The organism is Halomicrobium mukohataei DSM 12286 (assembly GCF_000023965.1).
GTDB lineage: Archaea > Halobacteriota > Halobacteria > Halobacteriales > Haloarculaceae > Halomicrobium > Halomicrobium mukohataei.
The window spans coordinates 1,780,772-1,797,901 of sequence record NC_013202.1 but is presented as its reverse complement, the minus strand read 5'-3'; the positions used below and the strand labels follow the sequence as shown (position 1 = coordinate 1,797,901).

At 67.8% G+C, this 17,130-nt stretch carries 19 protein-coding genes; 12 read left to right on the top strand and 7 right to left on the bottom strand.

Annotation, left to right across the window (positions count from 1 at the left end; translation table 11 throughout):
* Together HMUK_RS09050 and HMUK_RS09045 are read right to left on the bottom strand one after the other, a co-directional pair.
* The gene (locus HMUK_RS09050; protein ID WP_015762843.1) at positions 1-990 is read right to left on the bottom strand and encodes a cytochrome d ubiquinol oxidase subunit II; all 990 of its coding nucleotides are present in this window, start codon (positions 988-990) and stop codon (positions 1-3) included.
* Complete coding sequence (locus HMUK_RS09045; RefSeq protein WP_015762842.1) at positions 983-2,437, bottom strand: cytochrome ubiquinol oxidase subunit I; 1,455 nt, start codon at positions 2,435-2,437, stop codon at positions 983-985. Before HMUK_RS09045 ends, HMUK_RS09050 begins: the two co-directional genes overlap by 8 nt.
* Positions 2,438-2,661: 224 nt before the next feature.
* Between HMUK_RS09045 and HMUK_RS09040 the strand changes: the two genes are divergently transcribed.
* A complete protein-coding gene (locus HMUK_RS09040; protein ID WP_015762841.1) occupies positions 2,662-3,069 on the top strand; it encodes a disulfide bond formation protein B in 408 nt (135 codons plus the stop codon).
* A 9-nt stretch (positions 3,070-3,078) separates the two neighbouring features.
* Here HMUK_RS09040 and HMUK_RS17600 read toward each other — a convergent pair whose 3' ends face one another.
* The gene (locus HMUK_RS17600; protein WP_164731979.1) at positions 3,079-3,216 is read right to left on the bottom strand and encodes a hypothetical protein; all 138 of its coding nucleotides are present in this window, start codon (positions 3,214-3,216) and stop codon (positions 3,079-3,081) included.
* Between the two features lie 55 nt (positions 3,217-3,271).
* Here HMUK_RS17600 and HMUK_RS09035 point away from each other — a divergent pair, with 55 nt between their 5' ends.
* Positions 3,272-4,657: an MFS transporter gene (locus tag HMUK_RS09035; protein WP_015762840.1), complete on the top strand. Its 1,386-nt coding sequence runs from the start codon at positions 3,272-3,274 to the stop codon at positions 4,655-4,657.
* Between the two features lie 5 nt (positions 4,658-4,662).
* On the opposite strand, the gene HMUK_RS09030 is transcribed toward HMUK_RS09035, so the two are convergent.
* The gene (locus tag HMUK_RS09030; protein ID WP_015762839.1) at positions 4,663-5,691 is read right to left on the bottom strand and encodes an LLM class flavin-dependent oxidoreductase; all 1,029 of its coding nucleotides are present in this window, start codon (positions 5,689-5,691) and stop codon (positions 4,663-4,665) included.
* 120 nt (positions 5,692-5,811) lie between these two features.
* On the opposite strand from HMUK_RS09030, the gene HMUK_RS09025 reads away from it, so the two are divergent.
* Positions 5,812-6,993 carry an MFS transporter gene (locus tag HMUK_RS09025; RefSeq protein WP_015762838.1) on the top strand — a complete coding sequence of 394 codons (1,182 nt, stop codon included), beginning with the start codon at positions 5,812-5,814 and terminating at the stop codon, positions 6,991-6,993.
* A gap of 123 nt (positions 6,994-7,116) precedes the next feature.
* The gene (locus HMUK_RS09020) at positions 7,117-7,401 is read left to right on the top strand and encodes an amphi-Trp domain-containing protein (RefSeq protein ID WP_015762837.1); all 285 of its coding nucleotides are present in this window, start codon (positions 7,117-7,119) and stop codon (positions 7,399-7,401) included.
* A 21-nt stretch (positions 7,402-7,422) separates the two neighbouring features.
* On the opposite strand, the gene HMUK_RS09015 is transcribed toward HMUK_RS09020, so the two are convergent.
* Positions 7,423-7,710 carry a hypothetical protein gene (locus HMUK_RS09015; protein WP_015762836.1) on the bottom strand — a complete coding sequence of 96 codons (288 nt, stop codon included), beginning with the start codon at positions 7,708-7,710 and terminating at the stop codon, positions 7,423-7,425.
* An 84-nt stretch (positions 7,711-7,794) separates the two neighbouring features.
* Between HMUK_RS09015 and HMUK_RS09010 the strand changes: the two genes are divergently transcribed.
* Complete coding sequence (locus HMUK_RS09010) at positions 7,795-8,253, top strand: NYN domain-containing protein (protein WP_015762835.1); 459 nt, start codon at positions 7,795-7,797, stop codon at positions 8,251-8,253.
* 34 nt (positions 8,254-8,287) lie between these two features.
* Positions 8,288-9,133 (top strand): TatD family hydrolase, encoded by an 846-nt coding sequence (locus tag HMUK_RS09005; RefSeq protein ID WP_015762834.1) that lies wholly within the window; start codon positions 8,288-8,290, stop codon positions 9,131-9,133.
* 80 nt (positions 9,134-9,213) lie between these two features.
* Here HMUK_RS09005 and trkA read toward each other — a convergent pair whose 3' ends face one another.
* Both trkA and HMUK_RS08995 read right to left on the bottom strand, forming a co-directional pair.
* Positions 9,214-10,551, bottom strand: coding sequence for a Trk system potassium transporter TrkA (gene trkA, locus HMUK_RS09000; RefSeq protein ID WP_015762833.1), 1,338 nt, complete (start codon positions 10,549-10,551; stop codon positions 9,214-9,216).
* Between the two features lie 64 nt (positions 10,552-10,615).
* Complete coding sequence (locus HMUK_RS08995) at positions 10,616-12,178, bottom strand: TrkH family potassium uptake protein (protein ID WP_015762832.1); 1,563 nt, start codon at positions 12,176-12,178, stop codon at positions 10,616-10,618.
* A gap of 183 nt (positions 12,179-12,361) precedes the next feature.
* On the opposite strand from HMUK_RS08995, the gene HMUK_RS08990 reads away from it, so the two are divergent.
* The 6 genes from HMUK_RS08990 (at position 12,362) to HMUK_RS08965 (ending at position 17,130) form a co-directional block, all read left to right on the top strand.
* On the top strand, positions 12,362-12,931 hold the full coding sequence (locus HMUK_RS08990; RefSeq protein ID WP_015762831.1) for a response regulator: 570 nt from the start codon (positions 12,362-12,364) through the stop codon (positions 12,929-12,931).
* 87 nt (positions 12,932-13,018) lie between these two features.
* Positions 13,019-13,579: a precorrin-6Y C5,15-methyltransferase (decarboxylating) subunit CbiT gene (gene cbiT, locus HMUK_RS08985; protein ID WP_015762830.1), complete on the top strand. Its 561-nt coding sequence runs from the start codon at positions 13,019-13,021 to the stop codon at positions 13,577-13,579.
* Positions 13,576-14,346, top strand: coding sequence for a cobalt-factor II C(20)-methyltransferase (locus tag HMUK_RS08980; RefSeq protein WP_015762829.1), 771 nt, complete (start codon positions 13,576-13,578; stop codon positions 14,344-14,346). The genes cbiT and HMUK_RS08980 overlap by 4 nt, the downstream gene beginning before the upstream one ends.
* Positions 14,343-15,206 (top strand): cobalt-precorrin-4/precorrin-4 C(11)-methyltransferase, encoded by an 864-nt coding sequence (locus HMUK_RS08975; RefSeq protein WP_015762828.1) that lies wholly within the window; start codon positions 14,343-14,345, stop codon positions 15,204-15,206. Before HMUK_RS08980 ends, HMUK_RS08975 begins: the two co-directional genes overlap by 4 nt.
* Positions 15,207-15,209: 3 nt before the next feature.
* Positions 15,210-16,196 (top strand): cobalt-precorrin 5A hydrolase, encoded by a 987-nt coding sequence (cbiG, locus tag HMUK_RS08970; protein WP_015762827.1) that lies wholly within the window; start codon positions 15,210-15,212, stop codon positions 16,194-16,196.
* 1 nt (position 16,197) lies between these two features.
* Positions 16,198-17,130: a precorrin-3B C(17)-methyltransferase gene (locus HMUK_RS08965; protein ID WP_015762826.1), complete on the top strand. Its 933-nt coding sequence runs from the start codon at positions 16,198-16,200 to the stop codon at positions 17,128-17,130.

Below are 17,130 nucleotides of genomic sequence, written 5' to 3'. Positions count from 1 at the left end.
CTACGCGTTCGCGCCGTCGACCGGTCCGGCGAACGTCCCGTAGAGGAACTTGAAGTACCACAGCACGAGCGCCAACGCCGGTAGCCCGAGAACGGTCGTGAGGTTGAGCGCGAGGGGCGAGACCACGGCGGCGTCGACTGTCAGCCCGCTCGCGGGATGCACCCTCGGATAGAGCAACGCCGCGACGAGCCCGACGAGTGCAAAGGATAGTCCGAACGCCGTCCCGAACCAGAGGCGATGCCTGCCGAGTCGGGCGGCGGCGAGACCGGCCCCGGCGAACGAGACGGTGGCGAGGACAGCGCCGAGCGCCGGGGCCGAGAGCAACAGCGCCCGGACGTTCGACGGGTTCGCGAGAGCGGCGACCGCCAGCAGGGCGACGACGCCGACGAGATAGACGAGCGTCGCCGTGGTTCCGTAGCGAACCATCGCGTCGGCCAGCGAGCCGCTCGTCTTCGCAGCGACGAAGGCCGCGCCGCTGGTGACACAGAGCGCGACCAGCCCGACGCCCGTCAGCAGGCCCGGAGCGCTCAGCGTCGGCGTCCCGAACGCCCAGCTCCCGACGAGGACGCCGAGCAGCAGCGGCGTCACCGTGCTGCCGAACACGAACAGCCAGTCACAGCGCCGTCGCCAGTCGGGATCGTCATGCTGCTCGCGGAGTTCCGGCGCGACGCCGCGGACGAGCAGGCCCATCACGATCGCGATCGAGAGCAGGTAGTGCCCGCTCAGCAGTCGCGCGTAGATCGGCGGGAAGGCCGCGAGCAGCGTCGTCCCGAAGGCGACTAGCCACACCTCGTTGGCGTCCCAGATCGGACCGAACGCGGAGAGGAGCGTCTCTCGCTCGTGCTCGTCGCGAGTGGCGTACAGCATCCCGATGCCGAAGTCCAGGCCGTCGAGCGCGACGTACATCGCCAGCGAGAACACGACGACGCCGAACCAGATCGTCGGCAAGGAGTCGACGAGATACCGGTCGACCGGAAGCAGCTCAGTCATCGCCGCTCACCCACGGAAGGCGTGGCCGGCTGGTGTCGTCGACCGTCCTGACGCCCATGCGTTCGAGTTCGCCCTCGATCAGCCACTTGAGGACGGCTCCGAAGGCGGCGAGCAAGGCGAGATACAGCAGGACGAAGGCCGCGAGCGTCCCGGTTGCCTCCGTGGCAGTGAGGCTCCGTGAGACCGCGTCGCTCGTCTTGAGGACGTCCTGAACGACCCAGGGCTGACGACCGATCTCGGTGACGTACCACCCAGTCAGCAGCGCCACGTAGCCCAGTGGGCTCGACAGCATCATCGCACGTAAGTACCGTCCGGAGTCGGAGAGGCAGCCCTTGCGGAGTCGGGTGCCGCCCCACAGCGCCAGCCCGACGAACAGGAAGCCGAGTCCGACCATCAGTCGGAACGACCAGAACACGAGCGCGACTGGAGGGTTCTCGTCGTACTCGTGTAACCCGACGACTTCGGCCGAGAAGTCACCCCCGCTTGCGAGGAACGAGCCGAGTCCCGGCAGACTGATCGTAAAGAGGTTGTCCGTTCGGGGGTCGGTCAGCGCGTCGAGACTCCGCGGGATCGCGATCAGGTGGAGATCCGCCTGTCCGGTCTCGTAGTGGGCCTCCATCGCCGCGAACTTCTGGGGCTGGGTGTCGGCCACGTGTCGCCCGTACGCGTCCCCGTGAAGCGCCTGCAGCGGAGCAGTGATCAACAGGACGACGACGGCCATACGGAGGGCCGTGTTCCAGGCCTCGGAGTCACGCTTGCGCCAGACGAAGTACGCGGCGATTCCGGCGACGACCAGTGTCACGGCGATCACCGACGCGTTCATCATGTGAACGTACATCCAGGGCATCCGCGGCGTGAAAAACGCGGCAACGGGATCGGTGAGTCTGGCGATCTCCATACCGTTTCGCCGGACGAGTTCGAACCCCCGCGGTGTCTGCATCCAGGCGTTGACGACGAGAATCCAGAATCCAGAGAGCCACGCGCCCACACCGGTCAGTATCGACGAGAGGACGTACGTCCGGTCGGAGACCCGGTCGCGGCCGAACAGGAGAATCCCGAGGAAGACGGCTTCGAGGAAGAACGCCATCTTCGCTTCGAACGCCAGCGGGCCGCCGATCAGTTCGCCACTGACCTCTGCGAAGCGCGGGAAGTTCGTCCCGAACTGGAAGCTCATCGGAATCCCCGTCACGGTGCCCATCACGAAGCCGACGGCGAACACGTTGATCCAGAACTCTCGAAGCCGCGCGTACGCCGGATCGTCGCTTCGAACGTCCTTCCAGGTGAAATAGACGATGTACGGGGCGAGCCCGATCGAGAGCGCAGCAAAGAGGATGTGGACGGTGATCGTCCACCCGAACTGGACCCGGCTGGCGAACTCCGGAGACAACAGAATATTGTTTTCGGCGAGCAATACCGTGCCGTCGATCAGGACTCCTGTGGCGGACACTGTGATCTCCTCGCTCCGCTCTGTACTACTCCAGTCCCACACATAGCGGTTTCATCGGTTTTCAGGAAGTGGAAATCGTCTCCGTGGATAGTTGTGGTACAACCGTCGAAATTCCCGGTGCGGTTTATTCGTCGATCGCGCGACGACCCCGCGGTACACTGGAGACGAGGGCACAGCAACTCGAACCGTGTAAACTAAGCACTGACTGGTGAAACGAACGGGCAATGGACGCACTGACCGACGGACGGTCACGTCACTGGCTGGCGGGCGGAGCGATCGTCGCAGCCGTCGCGACGGCCGGGAGCCTCTGGTTCAGCCTCGGGCTCGGGCTGGTGCCCTGCGAGCTGTGCTGGTACCAGCGCATTCTCATGTATCCGCTGGTGGTCGTCCTCGGCGTCGCCGCGATCGAGGACCGACCGGGGGTGTGGCGGACCGCACTGCCGCTGTCGGTGCTCGGCGGCGGCGTCGCGGCGTACCACTCGTACCTGCAGGCGACAGTGGACAGTTGCACGCTGAACGGCCCGTGTGCGGCGGTCCAGTGGCAGTCGCCGCTGCTCGGACTGACGATTCCGAACCTCGCGCTGGTGGGGTTCGTGCTCGTGACCCTGGCCGTCGTCGCCGCCACGCGGTGAACGGCGACCCTATCGCTCGATGTCGGCCGACAGTCGCAGGTCACGCGAGGAACGCCCGAGCGCGCGGTCGTCGAGGGTCCGATCGACTGTCACCGTCTCGCCCGCGCCGATCTCGACGGTCTCGTACGCGAACGTCGCACAGATCACGGCTGGCCGTTGCCGGTTCCCGCAGGTTTAGGGCCGAGAGTGCGAACGCGGAGCCATGACGGCGGAAACCGGCGACGACGCGAGCGTACTGGCACCGTTCCGGCGGTTCTTCGCGCTCGAACGGGACGTGCTCGTGCTCTCGCTCGCGATGCTCGCCTTCAGCCTCGCCTTCCAGATGACGAGTCGGTACGTCCCCGAGTACCTGAACGTCCTGGGCGCGAGTGCCGGCGTGATCGGCCTCTACGGGAGCGTCGGCAACCTCATCAGCGCGGTCTACCCCTATCCCGGCGGAGCCGTCTCCGACCGGATCGGCTCGCGGCTCGCGCTGACGCTGTTCGGGACGATCGCGACCGTCGGCTTCCTGCTGTGGTACGTCGCGCCGTTCGTCCCGACGGTCTCGGTGCCGGTCGTCGAGTTCGCCCTGCCGGTCGCGGGCACGGTGACGCTGGGCGGCCGTCTCGAACCGTGGCTCTGGCTGTTCGTCGGCCTCTTTCTCACGCAGGCCTGGAAGTCGTTCGGGCTGGGGGCGACGTTTGCGGTCGTCAAGCAGAGCGTCGCCCGGGAACATCTGGCGGTGGGATTCGCCAGCACCGAGGTGTTCCGCCGGATCGGCTTCCTGCTGGGACCGTTGCTCGCGGCCGGTCTGCTCGCCGTCGCGGCCGGCTTCGTCACCGGCTTCCAGTGGATCCTGCTCGTCGCCGTCGCCTTCGGCGCGGTCGCGACCGTCGCACAGCACGTCCTCTACGACGCCAGCGACGATACGGTCGGCAAGTCCTTCGAGGGCGTTTCCGGCGTCCTCGACGACCTCAGAGCGATGCCCGCGACGTTGCGACCGCTGCTCGTCGCCGACACGCTCGTGCGCTTCGCCAACGGAATGGTGTACGTCTTCTTCGTCATCGTCGTCACGGACTTCCTCGCCGTCGGCTTCGACGTCGCCGGCGTCTCGCTGCGTCCCGACGCGTTCTTCGGCGTCCTGCTCGGTGTCGAGATGGTCGTCGCGTTGCTGTCGATGATCCCCGTCTCGAAGCTCGCCGAGCGGGTCGGGCTGAAGCCGGTCGTCGCCATCGGCTTCGCCGTCTACGCCGTCTTCCCGCTCCTGTTGATCTTCGCGCCGGCCGATCAGTGGGTGCTGGTCCTGCTGTTTGCCTTCTCCGGGCTGCGGTTCGCGGGCCTGCCGGCACACAAGGCGCTGATCGTCGGTCCGGCCGAACAGGACACCGGCGGACGCGTCACCGGGACCTACTACCTCCTGCGAAACACGCTCGTGATCCCGAGCGCCGCGCTGGGCGGGTGGCTCTACGGCAGCGACTGGACGGCGTCGACCGGCCTCGGAGCGATCACGGCCGGCCCGGAGCTGGCGTTCGCCGTCGCCTCCGCGATCGGGATCGTCGGCGTCGCCGCCTTTCTCGCGTTCGGCCGCGAGTTCGAGGCGTACGCGTAGGGCCGCTACCGGGGTGTGAGCCCGACGCCCTCGGCCAGCAGCTCGTGGGAGCGCATCGCGTCGTCGTGGTCCGCGACGACGTGCTGGATCATCACCTCGTCGACGCCGACGCGGTCCGAGAGCTGTTCGAGCAGGCCGGCCAGCGTCTCTGGACTACCCGAGATGGCGCGGGGCCACTCGTCGTCGTCGAGCGTGGCCGGTGTCGGTTCGGGAACGCCCCCGAGTTCGTCGATGGCCTCCTCGACGGACGGGGTCGTGCCGACGACGCCACGCTCCATCCGTTTGTACGACGCCTCGGCCACCGCGCGGAGCCGCGCCGCTTCGGCGTCGCTTTCGGCGGCGACCGCGTTGACCGCGACCATGCCGTCGGGTTCGTCGAGACCACCAGCGAGCTGGCTGGGCTGGAAGGCCTCGCGGTACGCCTCGAAGGCGTGGGTAGCGAACTGCGGCCGGATGAACGCCGCGAAGCAAAACGGCAGACCGAGCTCGCCGGCGATCGTCGCACTCGACGGACTCGATCCGAGCACCCACGGGGCGGGCGGGGCCGCGTCGGATCGCGGAATCTCCACGTCGCTGTAGGCGTGTTCCGGCGGATAGTCGTCGTAGAGGTGGCTGACGACCGCCTCGATCTTCTCGGCGTGGTCCTCGTCCGGGTTCTGGACGCGGCGGTCGGTCCCCAGCGCGCGGTCGACGGCCGGCGAGCCGTTGGCTCGGCCCAGCCCGGCGTCGATCCGGCCGGGCGCGAGCCCGTCCAGCGCGCCGAACTGCTCGGCGACCTTGAACGGGCTGTAGTGGTTGAGCAACACCGCGCCCGACCCGAGGCGGATCGCCGTCGTCTCGGCGGCCAGGTGGCCGAGCAACACTTCCGGCGTCGTTCCCGCGAGCTTGTCGGCCATCCCGTGGTGTTCGGCCACCCAGAACCGCTCGTAGCCGAGGCGTTCTGCCTGCTGTGCGGCCGCGACGGTGTTTTCGTAGGCGTCGGTCGCGGTGCCACCAGCCGGTACCGGGGAGAGGTCGACGATCGAGAGGTCCATAGCCACAGCCCGGAGAGTGCCACGGATAACGGTTTGGCTCGCGCCCGTCCCGGCCGGTAGTTCGCCCGCGGGCGGTCCGAACCCGACATTCGTATTATCCTCGCGACCCAAGCGGCGACCGTGAGCGAGCGACGAGCGCGGGGAGCGCTGGCCGGCGTCGTGTTCCTGGTCCTGCTGGCACAGGTGTTGCTCTACCCCGGCATCGACACGCTCGTGGCTGCGCTGGGGGCGACGACTGACCTCCAGGCCAGCATGTGGTTTCTCGCTGCCGAGTTCGGAGCGTTCGTGCTCTGTGCCGGCGTCTGGGGAATCGTCAGCGACGCGACCGGACGCCGCACGCCCTACATCGTCGCCGGTGCGCTCGGGGGCGCGGCGGGCTACGCCGCGTTGCTGGTCGCGCCCCGGCTCGGACCCGCCTTCCCGACCGTCCTCGGACTGCGGATCGCTCAGGGAGCGATGACGATCGGTGCCTTCTCGCTGGCGATGACGATGCTGATGGACCTGGACGGGGGCCACGGCCGCAACATGGGAGCGGCTGGGATCGCCATCGGCTCGGGGACGGCACTGGGTGCGCCACTCGGCGGGCAGCTGTACGAGATCGGGCCGCTGGTCCCGGTCGCGGGCGCGAGCGTCCTCCTGACCTGTAGCGCGGTACTGGCCGTGACGGTGACCGACCGGGCACCGACGGACCGGCGCGGCCTCGGTGCGGCCGTCGAGAGCGTCACCGCACGTCCGCGGCTGGTCGTCCCCTACGCCTACGGCTTCATCGACCGCTTTACCGCCGGTTTCTTCGCGCTGGTCGGGACGCTTTACTTCCGGACGGCCTTCGACCTCTCGCCGGGCGCGACCGGGATCGTGCTCGCGCTCTTTTTCGCGCCCTTCGCGCTCCTGCAGTACCCCTTCGGCGTCCTCTCGGACCGGATCGGGCGAACGGGTCCGATCGTCGCCGGCTCTGCGTGCTACGGCGTCGCGGTCGTCGGCGTGGGGCTCGCGCCCCGAATCGAGCTGGTCGGGCTCGGGATGGTCGTAGTGGGGATCATCGGCGCGCTGATGGCTCCGGCGACGATGGCACTCGTGACGGACCTGGCGGCCCCCGAAGAACGCGGGGCGGCCATGGCGGGGTTCAACGTCTTCGGGAGCGTCGGCTTCCTCGCGGGGGTGTTGATCGGCGGCACCGTCGCAGAGCGGGCCGGCTACGTCACCGCCTTCCTCGTCACCGGCGGGATCGAGATCGGGATCGCGGCCCTGACCCTGCCCGTGTTCCTCCACTGGCGTCGCCGCGGCGCGGCCCCGAGCGCGTAGCCGGCCGCTCTCGTCGCCGCCGAGGATCGACGCGCTCGATTCACACCGAGGGCGGTTCGGTCACCGTGTCAACTGATTCGACTGTCGGGACAGTATATCAGTACGGGGCTCCAACGGGGAAGTATGCCCGAAGAAGTCCTCTTCGAGTCCGAATCCGACCAGCGCCGTACCGATGTCGCCGCGTACCTCCGGCAGGTCGCCGACAGCCTCGACGCGGACGGACCGCTCACGCTGCGTGCGGGCGACCAGTCCGTGACGATGGAGCTCCCGGAGACCGTCGAGTTCGAGGTGAAAGCCGAACGCGAAGGACCGACCGACGGCGACGGCGAACTCAGCGTCGAGTTCGAACTGGAGTGGCCGGAGAACGCCGACGGCGGTGCCAGCGGTAGCTCCCTGGAGATCGAGTGACACCCCAGCGAGTGCGACCGTCTATCGATGTTCGTCCGGGTCGTACTCCTCGCCGGGCTCGATCGGCGTGTCCGAGTGGACCGTGTACGTCTGGGCTTTCTCGTGACGCTTGTAGAAGTAGACGATCGGGAAGGGGAGGAGGAGAGCTGTGAGGAGGTACCGTCCGCGTGCGAACGTGTAGCCGACCAGCGCCGTCGCGAGCAGGATCGCAGTGTGTCCGTAGAGCCAGACGCCGTGCGTGGCCGACTCCCAGTCGCCGTACAGGTAGGTGTAGAAGATGTCGGTGAGCCAGTTTCGCAGTCGCTCCATGCGAGGTCGTTGTGAGATCGGCCGGTTAACTGTAGTGGATCCGCGAGCAGTAACCCCTTTACTCGTCCGGTCGGACCGGCAGGTATGAAACTGGTGAGCCGGCTCCTCGGGGGCGGCGACGACGCGAGCGAGCCGCGGGTGGGAGTGTTCGTCGACGGGCCGAACGTGCTGCGCAGCGAGTTCGACGTGGACCTCGACGACGTGCGCGAGGAAGCCGAAAACTGGGGGCGGCTGGCGATAACGCGGCTCTACGTGGACGAACACGCCACGCCGGGCCTGATTCAGGCCGCGGAGGCGCGTGGCTTCGAGGTCGTCGTCACCAGCGGCGACGTGGACGTGAAGCTGGCCGTCGACGCCACCGCCGCCGGAGCCGACGACGCGATCGATCTGCTGGCGATCGTCTCGCGAGACACCGACTTCAAGCCCGTCCTGGAGAGTGTCGGCGAGCGGGGCATCGAGACGCTGGCGATCGCGCCGGGCGAACACGGCCGCTCGGATGCACTTCGCAACGCCGCTCAGAACGCGACGACGCTCGAAGAGTAGCACTCCTTTTGTCTCGGCCGCCCCACGACCGCGTATGGACGAACTCGACACGCCGGTGCTGGACAACCACCTCCACCTCGATCCGGTCAACGGTCGCGGGGTCGAAGCCGTCGCGGAGTTCGCCGACCACGGCGGCACCCACCTGAACGTGCTGAACAAGCCCTCCTGGAACCTCGTCGAGGCGGCCACCGACGAGTCGATCTTCCGGGAGTGTTTCGATCTGACGGTCGAGATCACGGCGGCGGCCGACGAGGTCCTGCCCGGGAGGGCCTGGCCGGTGCTTGGCGTCCACCCGGCGCTGATCAGCCAGCTCGTCGACGACGGCTACACGCCCGCGCAAGCCCGGGACATCATGCAGGCCGGGCTGGACGTGGCCGCCGAGTACGTCGCCGACGGTCCGGCGCTGGCGATCAAGTCCGGGCGGCCCCACTACGAGGTCGACGACGCCGTCTGGGAGGCGTCGAACGCGGTGATGCGCCACGCCTTCGATCTGGCCGGCGAGGTGGGCTGTGTCGTCCAGCTCCACACGGAGGGCGGCGAGGAGTTCACCGAGATCGCCGAGTGGGCCGAGAGCGAGGGGCTGCCCCGCGAGCAGGTCGTCAAACACTACTCGAACGGCCGCGTCCGCGGCCCGGTCAAGAGCGTCATCGCCAACAAAGACGACATCGAGGACGCTATCGAGACCGACGAGCCGTTCCTGATGGAGACCGACTACATCGACGACCCCGACCGACCCGGCGCGGTGCTCGGACCGAAGACAGTCCCGCGGCGGGTCCGGTGGCTCCTGGAGGAGGGTCACGACGAGGCCGTCCACCGGGCCCACGTCGAGACGCCCGCCCGCGTGTACGGCATCGACACCGAAGCGACGCTGGACGGGTGAGCGACGCCGTCGAGGTCCCGCAGGGCTGGTGAGGACGGCGAGACTGGGAGACGCCGACCGTGACCCACCGGGGCGGCGGCTCAGATAATCGCGCTGACCTCGTCGACGATTGCTGATTCGACGAACACGATGGCGTGGTCACCGACCTCGATCGTCGTATCGCCGCGTGGCGTCACGAGTGTGCCGCTACGGGAGACCGCCCCGACGACGACGCCCGGCGGGAGGTCCTGAACGGCGTCGGCGATCGGGCGACCCGCCAACACGCTGTCGGATTCGATCTCGATCTCGATGACTTCCGCCAGATCGTGTTCGAGCATGGCGATCTTCTCGGTTCGGTTGTCCCGCGTGAAGCGAACGATCTCCTCGGCCGTCTCCTCGCGGGGGTTGACCGCGATGTCGACGCCGACGGTCTCGAACAGATCGGCGTACTCGACCTGGTTGACGACGGCGATCGTCCGGTCGACGCCGATGCGCTCTGCCAGCAGCGAGACGAGCAGGTTCTTCTCGTCGCTTTCCAGAGCGGCGACGACGACGTCAGCCTCGTCGACGCGCTCTTCGAGGAGAAACTCCGAATCGGTCGCGTCGCTCTGGAGGACGGTCGTGTTCGGGAGCTGTTCGGCCAGTTCGCGGGCCCGGTCCTCGTCGCGCTCGATCAGTTGTGGATAGTACCCGTGTTCTTCGAACAGGCGCGCGACCTCGAACCCGATCTTGCTGCCGCCGACGATGACGACCGAGTCGGCCCCGCTCTCGTCGCCCGCACACACCGTATCGGTCGCGAAGTCGCCGATCGAATCCGGGCTCCCGATGACGACCACCCGGTCGCCGATCTCGATGACGGTGTCGCCGGTCGGAATGATGACTTCCTCGTCTCGGAACAGGGCAGCGAACGTCAGCGACGCGTAGCGGTCCGCTTCTCTGACTGACTGGCCAGTGACCGGACTGTCCTCGTCGATCTCGAACTCCGCCATCCGGACGATTCCGCCCGCGAACGTATCGACGTCCTGGGCACCGGGCACGCCGGAGATACGGAAAATGGCTTCTGCGGTCAACAGGTCGGAACTGACCATGAAGTCGACATCGAACGCCCGGTTCGTGTTCTGCCACGTCTCCAGGAGGTCCCGGCGCTTCACCCGCGCGATGGTGAACGCGTCAGAGATCGCCTTTGCCGCACCGCAAGCGACGATGTTGATCTCGTCGATGTCGGTACTGGCGATCAGCATGTCGGCCTCCTCGACGCCGGCCTCTCGGAGAACGTCGAGTTTGGTACCGTCGCCCTCGATCGCGAGCACGTCCAGCGAGTAGGTGAGTTCTTCGACGAGTTCGGCGTCGCGTTCGACGACCACGACGTCGTGTCCGTCGGCGAGGTTCGCGGCGATCGAGCGGCCGACCTCACCGGCCCCGACGATGATCACGCGCATACGGTCCACTCCCGTGTCATTTCCACACCCTTCCGGAGGTGTCGGCAAGTACGTTACGGACCCGCTACGATCGGTCCAGTCGGTCGACGAACAGCGCGAGTACGGGGACGATCTCGAGGCGACCGATCCACATCAGGAACACCATCAACAGCTTCGAGGTGTCCGGGAGATCGAGGTAGCTCCCGAACGGCCCCAGGCGGCCGAATCCCGGGCCGATGTTCCCCAGTGCTGCCAGTGAGGCACTGACCGACTCAAGGACGGTCAGGTCGTAGCCCACTCGCGCAGAATCGAGACCGAGAAAGACCGCGCTAATGCCGAACAGCACCAGGTACAGCAGCGTAAAGCCCATGATTCCGCGGATCGCGTCCTCGTCGACGACCTGTCCGGCGAGCCGGACCGGACGAACCGTGTTTGGATTCGCCGTCGTGAACAGTTCCCGACGGACCGCTTTGAACACGACGAGCCACCGGACGACCTTCACACCCCCGCCGGTCGATCCGGCAGAGCCGCCGATAAACATCGTAAACAGCAGGAAGATCTTCGTGTGGTCGTCCCACTGGGCGAAGTCACTGGTCGCGAATCCCGTCGAGTTCAGCAGGGAAGCGATCTGGAAGGCCGCCTGACGCAGCGCGTTCTCGGTCGCGCCGGCCGTCGTCCCGCCGAGTTCGAGCGGCGGTGCAGCCCCGCGGAACAGTAGCGCCGACAGCACGGCGATCAGTACTGCCGTCGCACCGGCGTAGGCCCGGAACTCCGTGTCTTCGAGAAGCGATCGGAACTCGCCGCGGACGACGTGCCAGAACAGGGCGAAGTTGATACCAGCCGCGACCATGAACGGGATCGCGACCCACTGGACGATCGGCTTGAACGCGGCGATACTGGCGGCCTCGGGCGAGAAGCCGCCAGTCGGCATCGTCGAGAAACCGTGGGCGACCGCGTTGTACAGCGTCATGTTCTCGGCCAGCCCGACGAACTGGAGGCCGTACATCACGGCGACGTACAGCACGGTGAAGCCGAAGTAGATCAGCCACAGCGCGCGGGCCGTCTCGACGATCTTGGGGGTGAGCTTCTGGAGTTCCGGACCGGGGGCCTCGGACTGCATCAGCTGTGCGCCGTTGACCGCCAGCTCCGGCAGAATCGCGATCATCAGGACGATGATCCCCATGCCACCCAGCCACTGGGTGAGCTGTCGCCACATCATCACTGCGTGGGAGTGACGATCCGTGCTGATCTCGCCCAGCACCGTGGCTCCCGTCGTCGTAAAGCCGCTCGTCGACTCGAAGAGTGCGTTGACCGGATTGGCGAGCGTCGACGCGGGCGCGCTCGGAGCCATCACGAACGGGATGCCGTTCCCGGCGATCAGATAGGGGATCGTCCCGACGGCGGCCGCGGCCAGCCACGCGAACGAGACCAGCACGAGCGCCTCGCGGGGGCCGACATCTGGCTCCGGATCGAGCTGTTCGAGTGCCAGCCCGAGCACGGCGGTGGCGGCGATCGACACGACGAAGACGGCGATATCCTCGCCGTAGACGACCGCGACGACGAGGGGCACCAGCATCGTCAGAGAGAGGTACTTCACGACGGTACCGACGAGGCTCGTGCTGGCCCGCCAGTCGACGCCCCAGCTCACGGCCGACCACGCCCGTGCATCACTATAGGGTATCCGACTGTCGGACACTATCAAATCACCGGAACGCTCGTGGTGGTTTCGTGACGAGAGAGGAGATACGAATCGACGGCAACCGAGGCCGTCCCGAGGGGCTGTCCCGACTGCAGTCAGCTTCTTTGCGTCAGGGACCCTACGACCACAGACGTGGCACGAACGGATCACCGGCCGCTCGTCCTCGTCGTCGAAGACGAGGAGAGCGTGGCCGAGACATACGCGCTCGCCCTCGAGGAGGGGTTCGAGACACGCGTCGCGATCGGTGGAGCCGCCGGTCTCGACGCCATCGACGACGACGTCGACGCCGTGTTGCTCGACCGGCGAATGCCGGAGATGCACGGGGACGACGTGCTCGCCGAGTTGCGCGAGCGAGGGTACGACTGTCCCGTGATCATGGCGACCGCCGTCGGTCCGGACCTCAACATTCTGGAGATGGACTTCGACGACTACCTGACGAAACCGATCGACGGAGAGACGCTGCGCGAGACGGTCGCCCAGCACGTCGACCGAGAGCCCGACGAGCGGCTCGACGAGTTCTTCGAGCTCCGGTCGAAACTCGACGTGCTCGAATCCGAGCAGCCACAGTACGAGCTGGCCGACAGCGAGGAGTACCAGGAGCTAAAGCGGCGGGCGAGCGAGCTCCGCGGGCAACTCGAAGCCGAGATCGACGACTTCGAGAGCGTCGTCGAGACCCACGAACAGATCGAGCGGGGAAGCTAGGGCCGCCGCGGGAAGCGAACCAAGGAAAAACTCCTTGGAGTAAAACAACCAAAATTGTTTTACGCGCAACGAGCCTTGTGTTTGCCGATGGCGCACGTATCGCTTCCTCACGACGCCAAGGCAGGCCCGACGAAGCCGGAAGTCAGGGCCGTCCTGCTCGACAAGCTCGCTCTCGGCCCGGACGACCACTTCGCGGAAGTCGGCTCCTGTACCGGTGCCGTGACGATCCAGGCGAGTCGCCGCGCCGGACGGGTCACCGCACTGGAGCGCAAGGCAAGTAAGGTTGCAACGACGCGCAAGAACCTCGCGGCCAACGACGCGGCCGCCGACGTGACCGTCCGCGAGGCCGAGGCCCCCGACGGACTCCCCGACGACGCCGACGCGCTCTTTCTGGGCGGGAGTCGGAACTACGAGGCGATCCTCGACCACGCCGTCGAGACCGAGGTCGATCGGATCGTAATGAACGTCTCGCGGCTCGAAGTGGCGGGTAGCGCGACCGAGGCGTTCCGCGAGCGAGAGATCCTCGACGAGGTCGTCCAGTTCCAGGTGAGCCACGGCTACGAACTCGCCGGGGCGACGAGCTTCGACGCCGAGAACCCGGTGTACATGCTCGTCGGCGGTGCGGGGAACCGGGAGGGAGAGCAGTGACCCTCTACGGCGTCGGGCTCGGCCCCGGGGACGCCGACCTCGTGACCGTGCGCGGGCGCGAGGTCCTCGAAACCGCCGACGTGGTGTACACGCCCGGCAGGCTCTCGCGGTCGGTCGCGACGGCGTACGTCGACGAGGAACGGATCGGAGACCTCGACTTCCCGATGACCCGCGACGAGGACGAACTCCGCCGGGCCTGGAAGGCGGCCGCCGCCGAGATCGCACCGCGAGCCCGCGACGGAACGGCGGCGTTCGTGACGCTCGGGGACCCGAACGTCTACTCGACGTTCGGCCACCTGCGCCGGACGCTGGACGCGTTTCACCCCGGCGTGACCGTCGAGACGGTCCCCGGCGTCAGCGCCGTCAGCGCGTTCACGACGGCGCTTGGCGTCGAAGTGGCGGCCGGCGCGAGCCTCACGCTCCACGAGGCGGCCCGCGGGGCGGCCCCGACCGGGCCAGACCGAATGGTGCTGTTCAAGGTGACGGACGTGCCGGCGACCCACGAACGGCTCGTCGACGCCGGCTACGAGGTCGTCTACGGCCGCCGGCTCTACATGGAACAGGGAGAGACGGTCGTCACCGACGACCCAGAGGAACTCACGGAACGGGACTACTACACGCTGGCCTACGCCGAGAAGCGAGGGCTCGAAGCCGAGCCGGCGACGGCGACCTTCGAGACGGCAGACGAGCGAGGAGAGGCCGGGACGGCCGTCGAGGCGACCGACGGCGATGCCAGCGCCGACGCGTCCGCGGGGGGACAGCGATGACGGACCCACAGGACGCGATCGACGCGGCCACAGACGACCGCGCGGACCGCGACGAACGGATACAGGCCCACGCCGCTGGCGACGTACAGGACGGGATCCCCTTCGTCGGTGCCGGCCCCGGCGATCCGGGACTGCTGACGGTCACCGGCAGGGAACTGGTCGAGGACGCGGATCTGGTCGTCCACGCCGGCTCGCTGGTCAACAGCGAGCTGCTCGACGCCTACTGTGCGGACGCCGAACAGGTTTCGAGCATCGGCAAGGACCTCGAAGAGCTGGTGCCGCTGATGCGAGACGCCTACGAGGACGGACGTGACGTGGTGCGACTCCACAGCGGCGATCCGGCGATCTACGGCGCGGCGCTGGAACAGATGGACGCGCTGGAACACGAGGGCGTTCCGACCTACATCGTCCCCGGCGTGACCTCGGCGTTCGCGGCGAGTGCGACGCTGCGGACCCAGCTGACCCTGAACGGCGTGGCGAACCACGTCGCCTTCACCCGCCCGCAGGGCAAGACCCTCGACGCCGAGGACGACCACATCTCCGAGTTCGTCGAGATGGGCGACGTGACGACCTGTCTCTACCTCGGCACCCACGCCGTCGCCGAGACGATGGACCGCCTGCTCGACGACGGTCACGACCCGGACACGCCGGTCGCCGTCGTCTATCACGCCTCCTGGCCGGACGAGGACGTGATCGAGGGAACGATCGAGACGATCGGCGACCGCGTCGAGGCCGCCGGCTACCGCGCCTCGGCGCTGGTGGTGATCGGCGACGCGGCCCGGAAGGCGGGCTACGAACGCTCGTATCTGTACGACGGCTGGGCGAATCGTGACGGAAGCGAGAGCGAGGCGGACGACTGATACATGAGTACCGAAACAGACGACAACGACACAGGCAACGAGGAATCGAGCGGCCACTGTTCGACGCCCGACTCGGACGGGGAAGTGGCCGAAGAGATCGCGATCATCAGTTTCGAGCGCAAGCTCGACACGGCGCGCGAGATCGAGGCCGAGATCGGAGACGACTACGAGAGCGTCGACATCGTCGAGTACCACGGCGACGTGTTCGAGGAGTACTGGGGGGAGTACGACTGCTTCGTCGGCCTGATGGCCTCGGGCATCGCGATGCGAAAGACCGCGCCGCTGCTCGACGACAAGTGGGACGACCCCGCGATCGTCGTGATCGACGAGGCCCTGACCTGGGCCATCCCGATCACCGGGGGCCACCACGGTGCCAATCAGGTCGCCAACGACCTCGCCCGCCTCGGCGCGGTGCCGGCGATGACGACCGCGAGCGAGGCCGCGGGCAAGCAGGGCGTCGAGAGCAAGGCGAAAGCGCTGGACACCCACGTCGTCAACGGCGACTCGACGGTGGCGACGAACCTCGCGGTGCTGAACGAGGAACTGGCTCCCGTGGCGCGACTCGACGGCCCGAAGGCCGTCCTCGTGGGCGACGACGTGACCGTGCTCAAGCGCAACGAAGACGACGGCGTGGTGCTGGGGACGGGGACGGTCTCCGGCGTCGACACCCAGCAGGTGCTCGACGCCTGGGACGCCGCGCTCGACGACCTGGACCTCGACCGCTCGGACGTGGACTTCGTCGCCACGGGGACCCGAAAGGAGGGCGAAGACGGGCTCTACGAGGCCGCCCAGGAGATCGGGGCCGGCGTCGTCCTCTTCGAGAAAGAGACCCTGGAAACGTTCGAGGGCCCCTCGCCCTCCCGGTCGAAGGAGCTGATCGGCTGGCCGGGCATCGCGGAGGCCTCGGCCATCGCTGGCGGCCGCGAGCACGACCTCGCCCGCGAGAAGGAGCGCTTCGACGACGCCGTCACCGTGGCGGTGGGGCGGTAGGATGGCAGCGGAGTCGCCCGACGACTCGGACGCGAGCGGCGAGAAACGACCCGCGAGCGAATCCCGAGACCACGGCACGCTCTCCGTCGTCGGGATCGGTCCCGGCCTCCCCCACGCGATGACACAGGAGGCGAAAGACGTGATCCGCACCGCGGACTGCGTCATCGCCTCCAACCTCTACCAGGAGTTCCTCCGCAAGGACGGCACGCTGCCACCCGAGAGCGCGGCGATCGAGGCGGCCGCGGACGGAGGGGCCGACAGCGAGTCGGGGACCGTCCTCGAACGGCCAAACGGGACCCGCCAGGAGCTGGTGCGCTCCTCGATGGGCCGCCAGATCGAACTCGCCAGAGAGGCCTTCGAGCGGGTTCGAGCGGGAGAGGATGTGGCCCACGTCTCGGGCGGCGACCCGAACGTCTACGGCAAGAGCGACCTGCTGTACACGATGGCCGAGGCCGAGGGAGCGACCGACGTGCCCATCGAGGTCGTCCCCGGCGTGACGGCGGCGCTTGGCGGCGCGGCCAACCTCGGCGCGCCGCTGTCGAACGACTTCTGTACGATCTCGCTGTCCGACAAGTGGCGCGGCTGGGACGAGATCGAGGAGAAGCTCCGGGCCGCGGCGATCAGCGGCTTCGTCGTCGTCCTCTACAACTGCTGGCGCGACTACGAGCGCGCCATCGACGTGCTCCGCGAGGAGCGGGCCGACGACGTGCCGGTGGGCATCTTCAACGACGCCGGCCGGGGCGAGGCCGGTCGCAATCTGGAGGACGAGACCCACACGATCACGACGCTGGGCGCGGCGACCGACCACGACGACGAGGTCGGCGGCATGGGCACCTCGATCCTCGTGGGCAACCACGAGACGGAGGTCTGGGAGAACGACTACGGCAAACACCTCGTCACCCCGCGCGGCGGGCGTGACGTCGACGACTTCTAA

Coding starts and splice junctions, on each gene's coding strand:
- HMUK_RS09030 (WP_015762839.1), bottom strand. CDS start 5,691: ATGGACCTCTCGATCGTCGACCTCTCCCCGGTACCGGCTGGTGGCACC.
- HMUK_RS09020 (WP_015762837.1), top strand. CDS start 7,117: ATGCCCGAAGAAGTCCTCTTCGAGTCCGAATCCGACCAGCGCCGTACC.
- HMUK_RS09005 (WP_015762834.1), top strand. CDS start 8,288: ATGGACGAACTCGACACGCCGGTGCTGGACAACCACCTCCACCTCGAT.
- HMUK_RS09050 (WP_015762843.1), bottom strand. CDS start 990: ATGACTGAGCTGCTTCCGGTCGACCGGTATCTCGTCGACTCCTTGCCG.
- HMUK_RS09015 (WP_015762836.1), bottom strand. CDS start 7,710: ATGGAGCGACTGCGAAACTGGCTCACCGACATCTTCTACACCTACCTG.
- cbiT (WP_015762830.1), top strand. CDS start 13,019: ATGGCGCACGTATCGCTTCCTCACGACGCCAAGGCAGGCCCGACGAAG.
- HMUK_RS09040 (WP_015762841.1), top strand. CDS start 2,662: ATGGACGCACTGACCGACGGACGGTCACGTCACTGGCTGGCGGGCGGA.
- HMUK_RS09035 (WP_015762840.1), top strand. CDS start 3,272: ATGACGGCGGAAACCGGCGACGACGCGAGCGTACTGGCACCGTTCCGG.
- HMUK_RS08975 (WP_015762828.1), top strand. CDS start 14,343: ATGACGGACCCACAGGACGCGATCGACGCGGCCACAGACGACCGCGCG.
- HMUK_RS09010 (WP_015762835.1), top strand. CDS start 7,795: ATGAAACTGGTGAGCCGGCTCCTCGGGGGCGGCGACGACGCGAGCGAG.
- cbiG (WP_015762827.1), top strand. CDS start 15,210: ATGAGTACCGAAACAGACGACAACGACACAGGCAACGAGGAATCGAGC.
- trkA (WP_015762833.1), bottom strand. CDS start 10,551: ATGCGCGTGATCATCGTCGGGGCCGGTGAGGTCGGCCGCTCGATCGCC.
- HMUK_RS08965 (WP_015762826.1), top strand. CDS start 16,198: ATGGCAGCGGAGTCGCCCGACGACTCGGACGCGAGCGGCGAGAAACGA.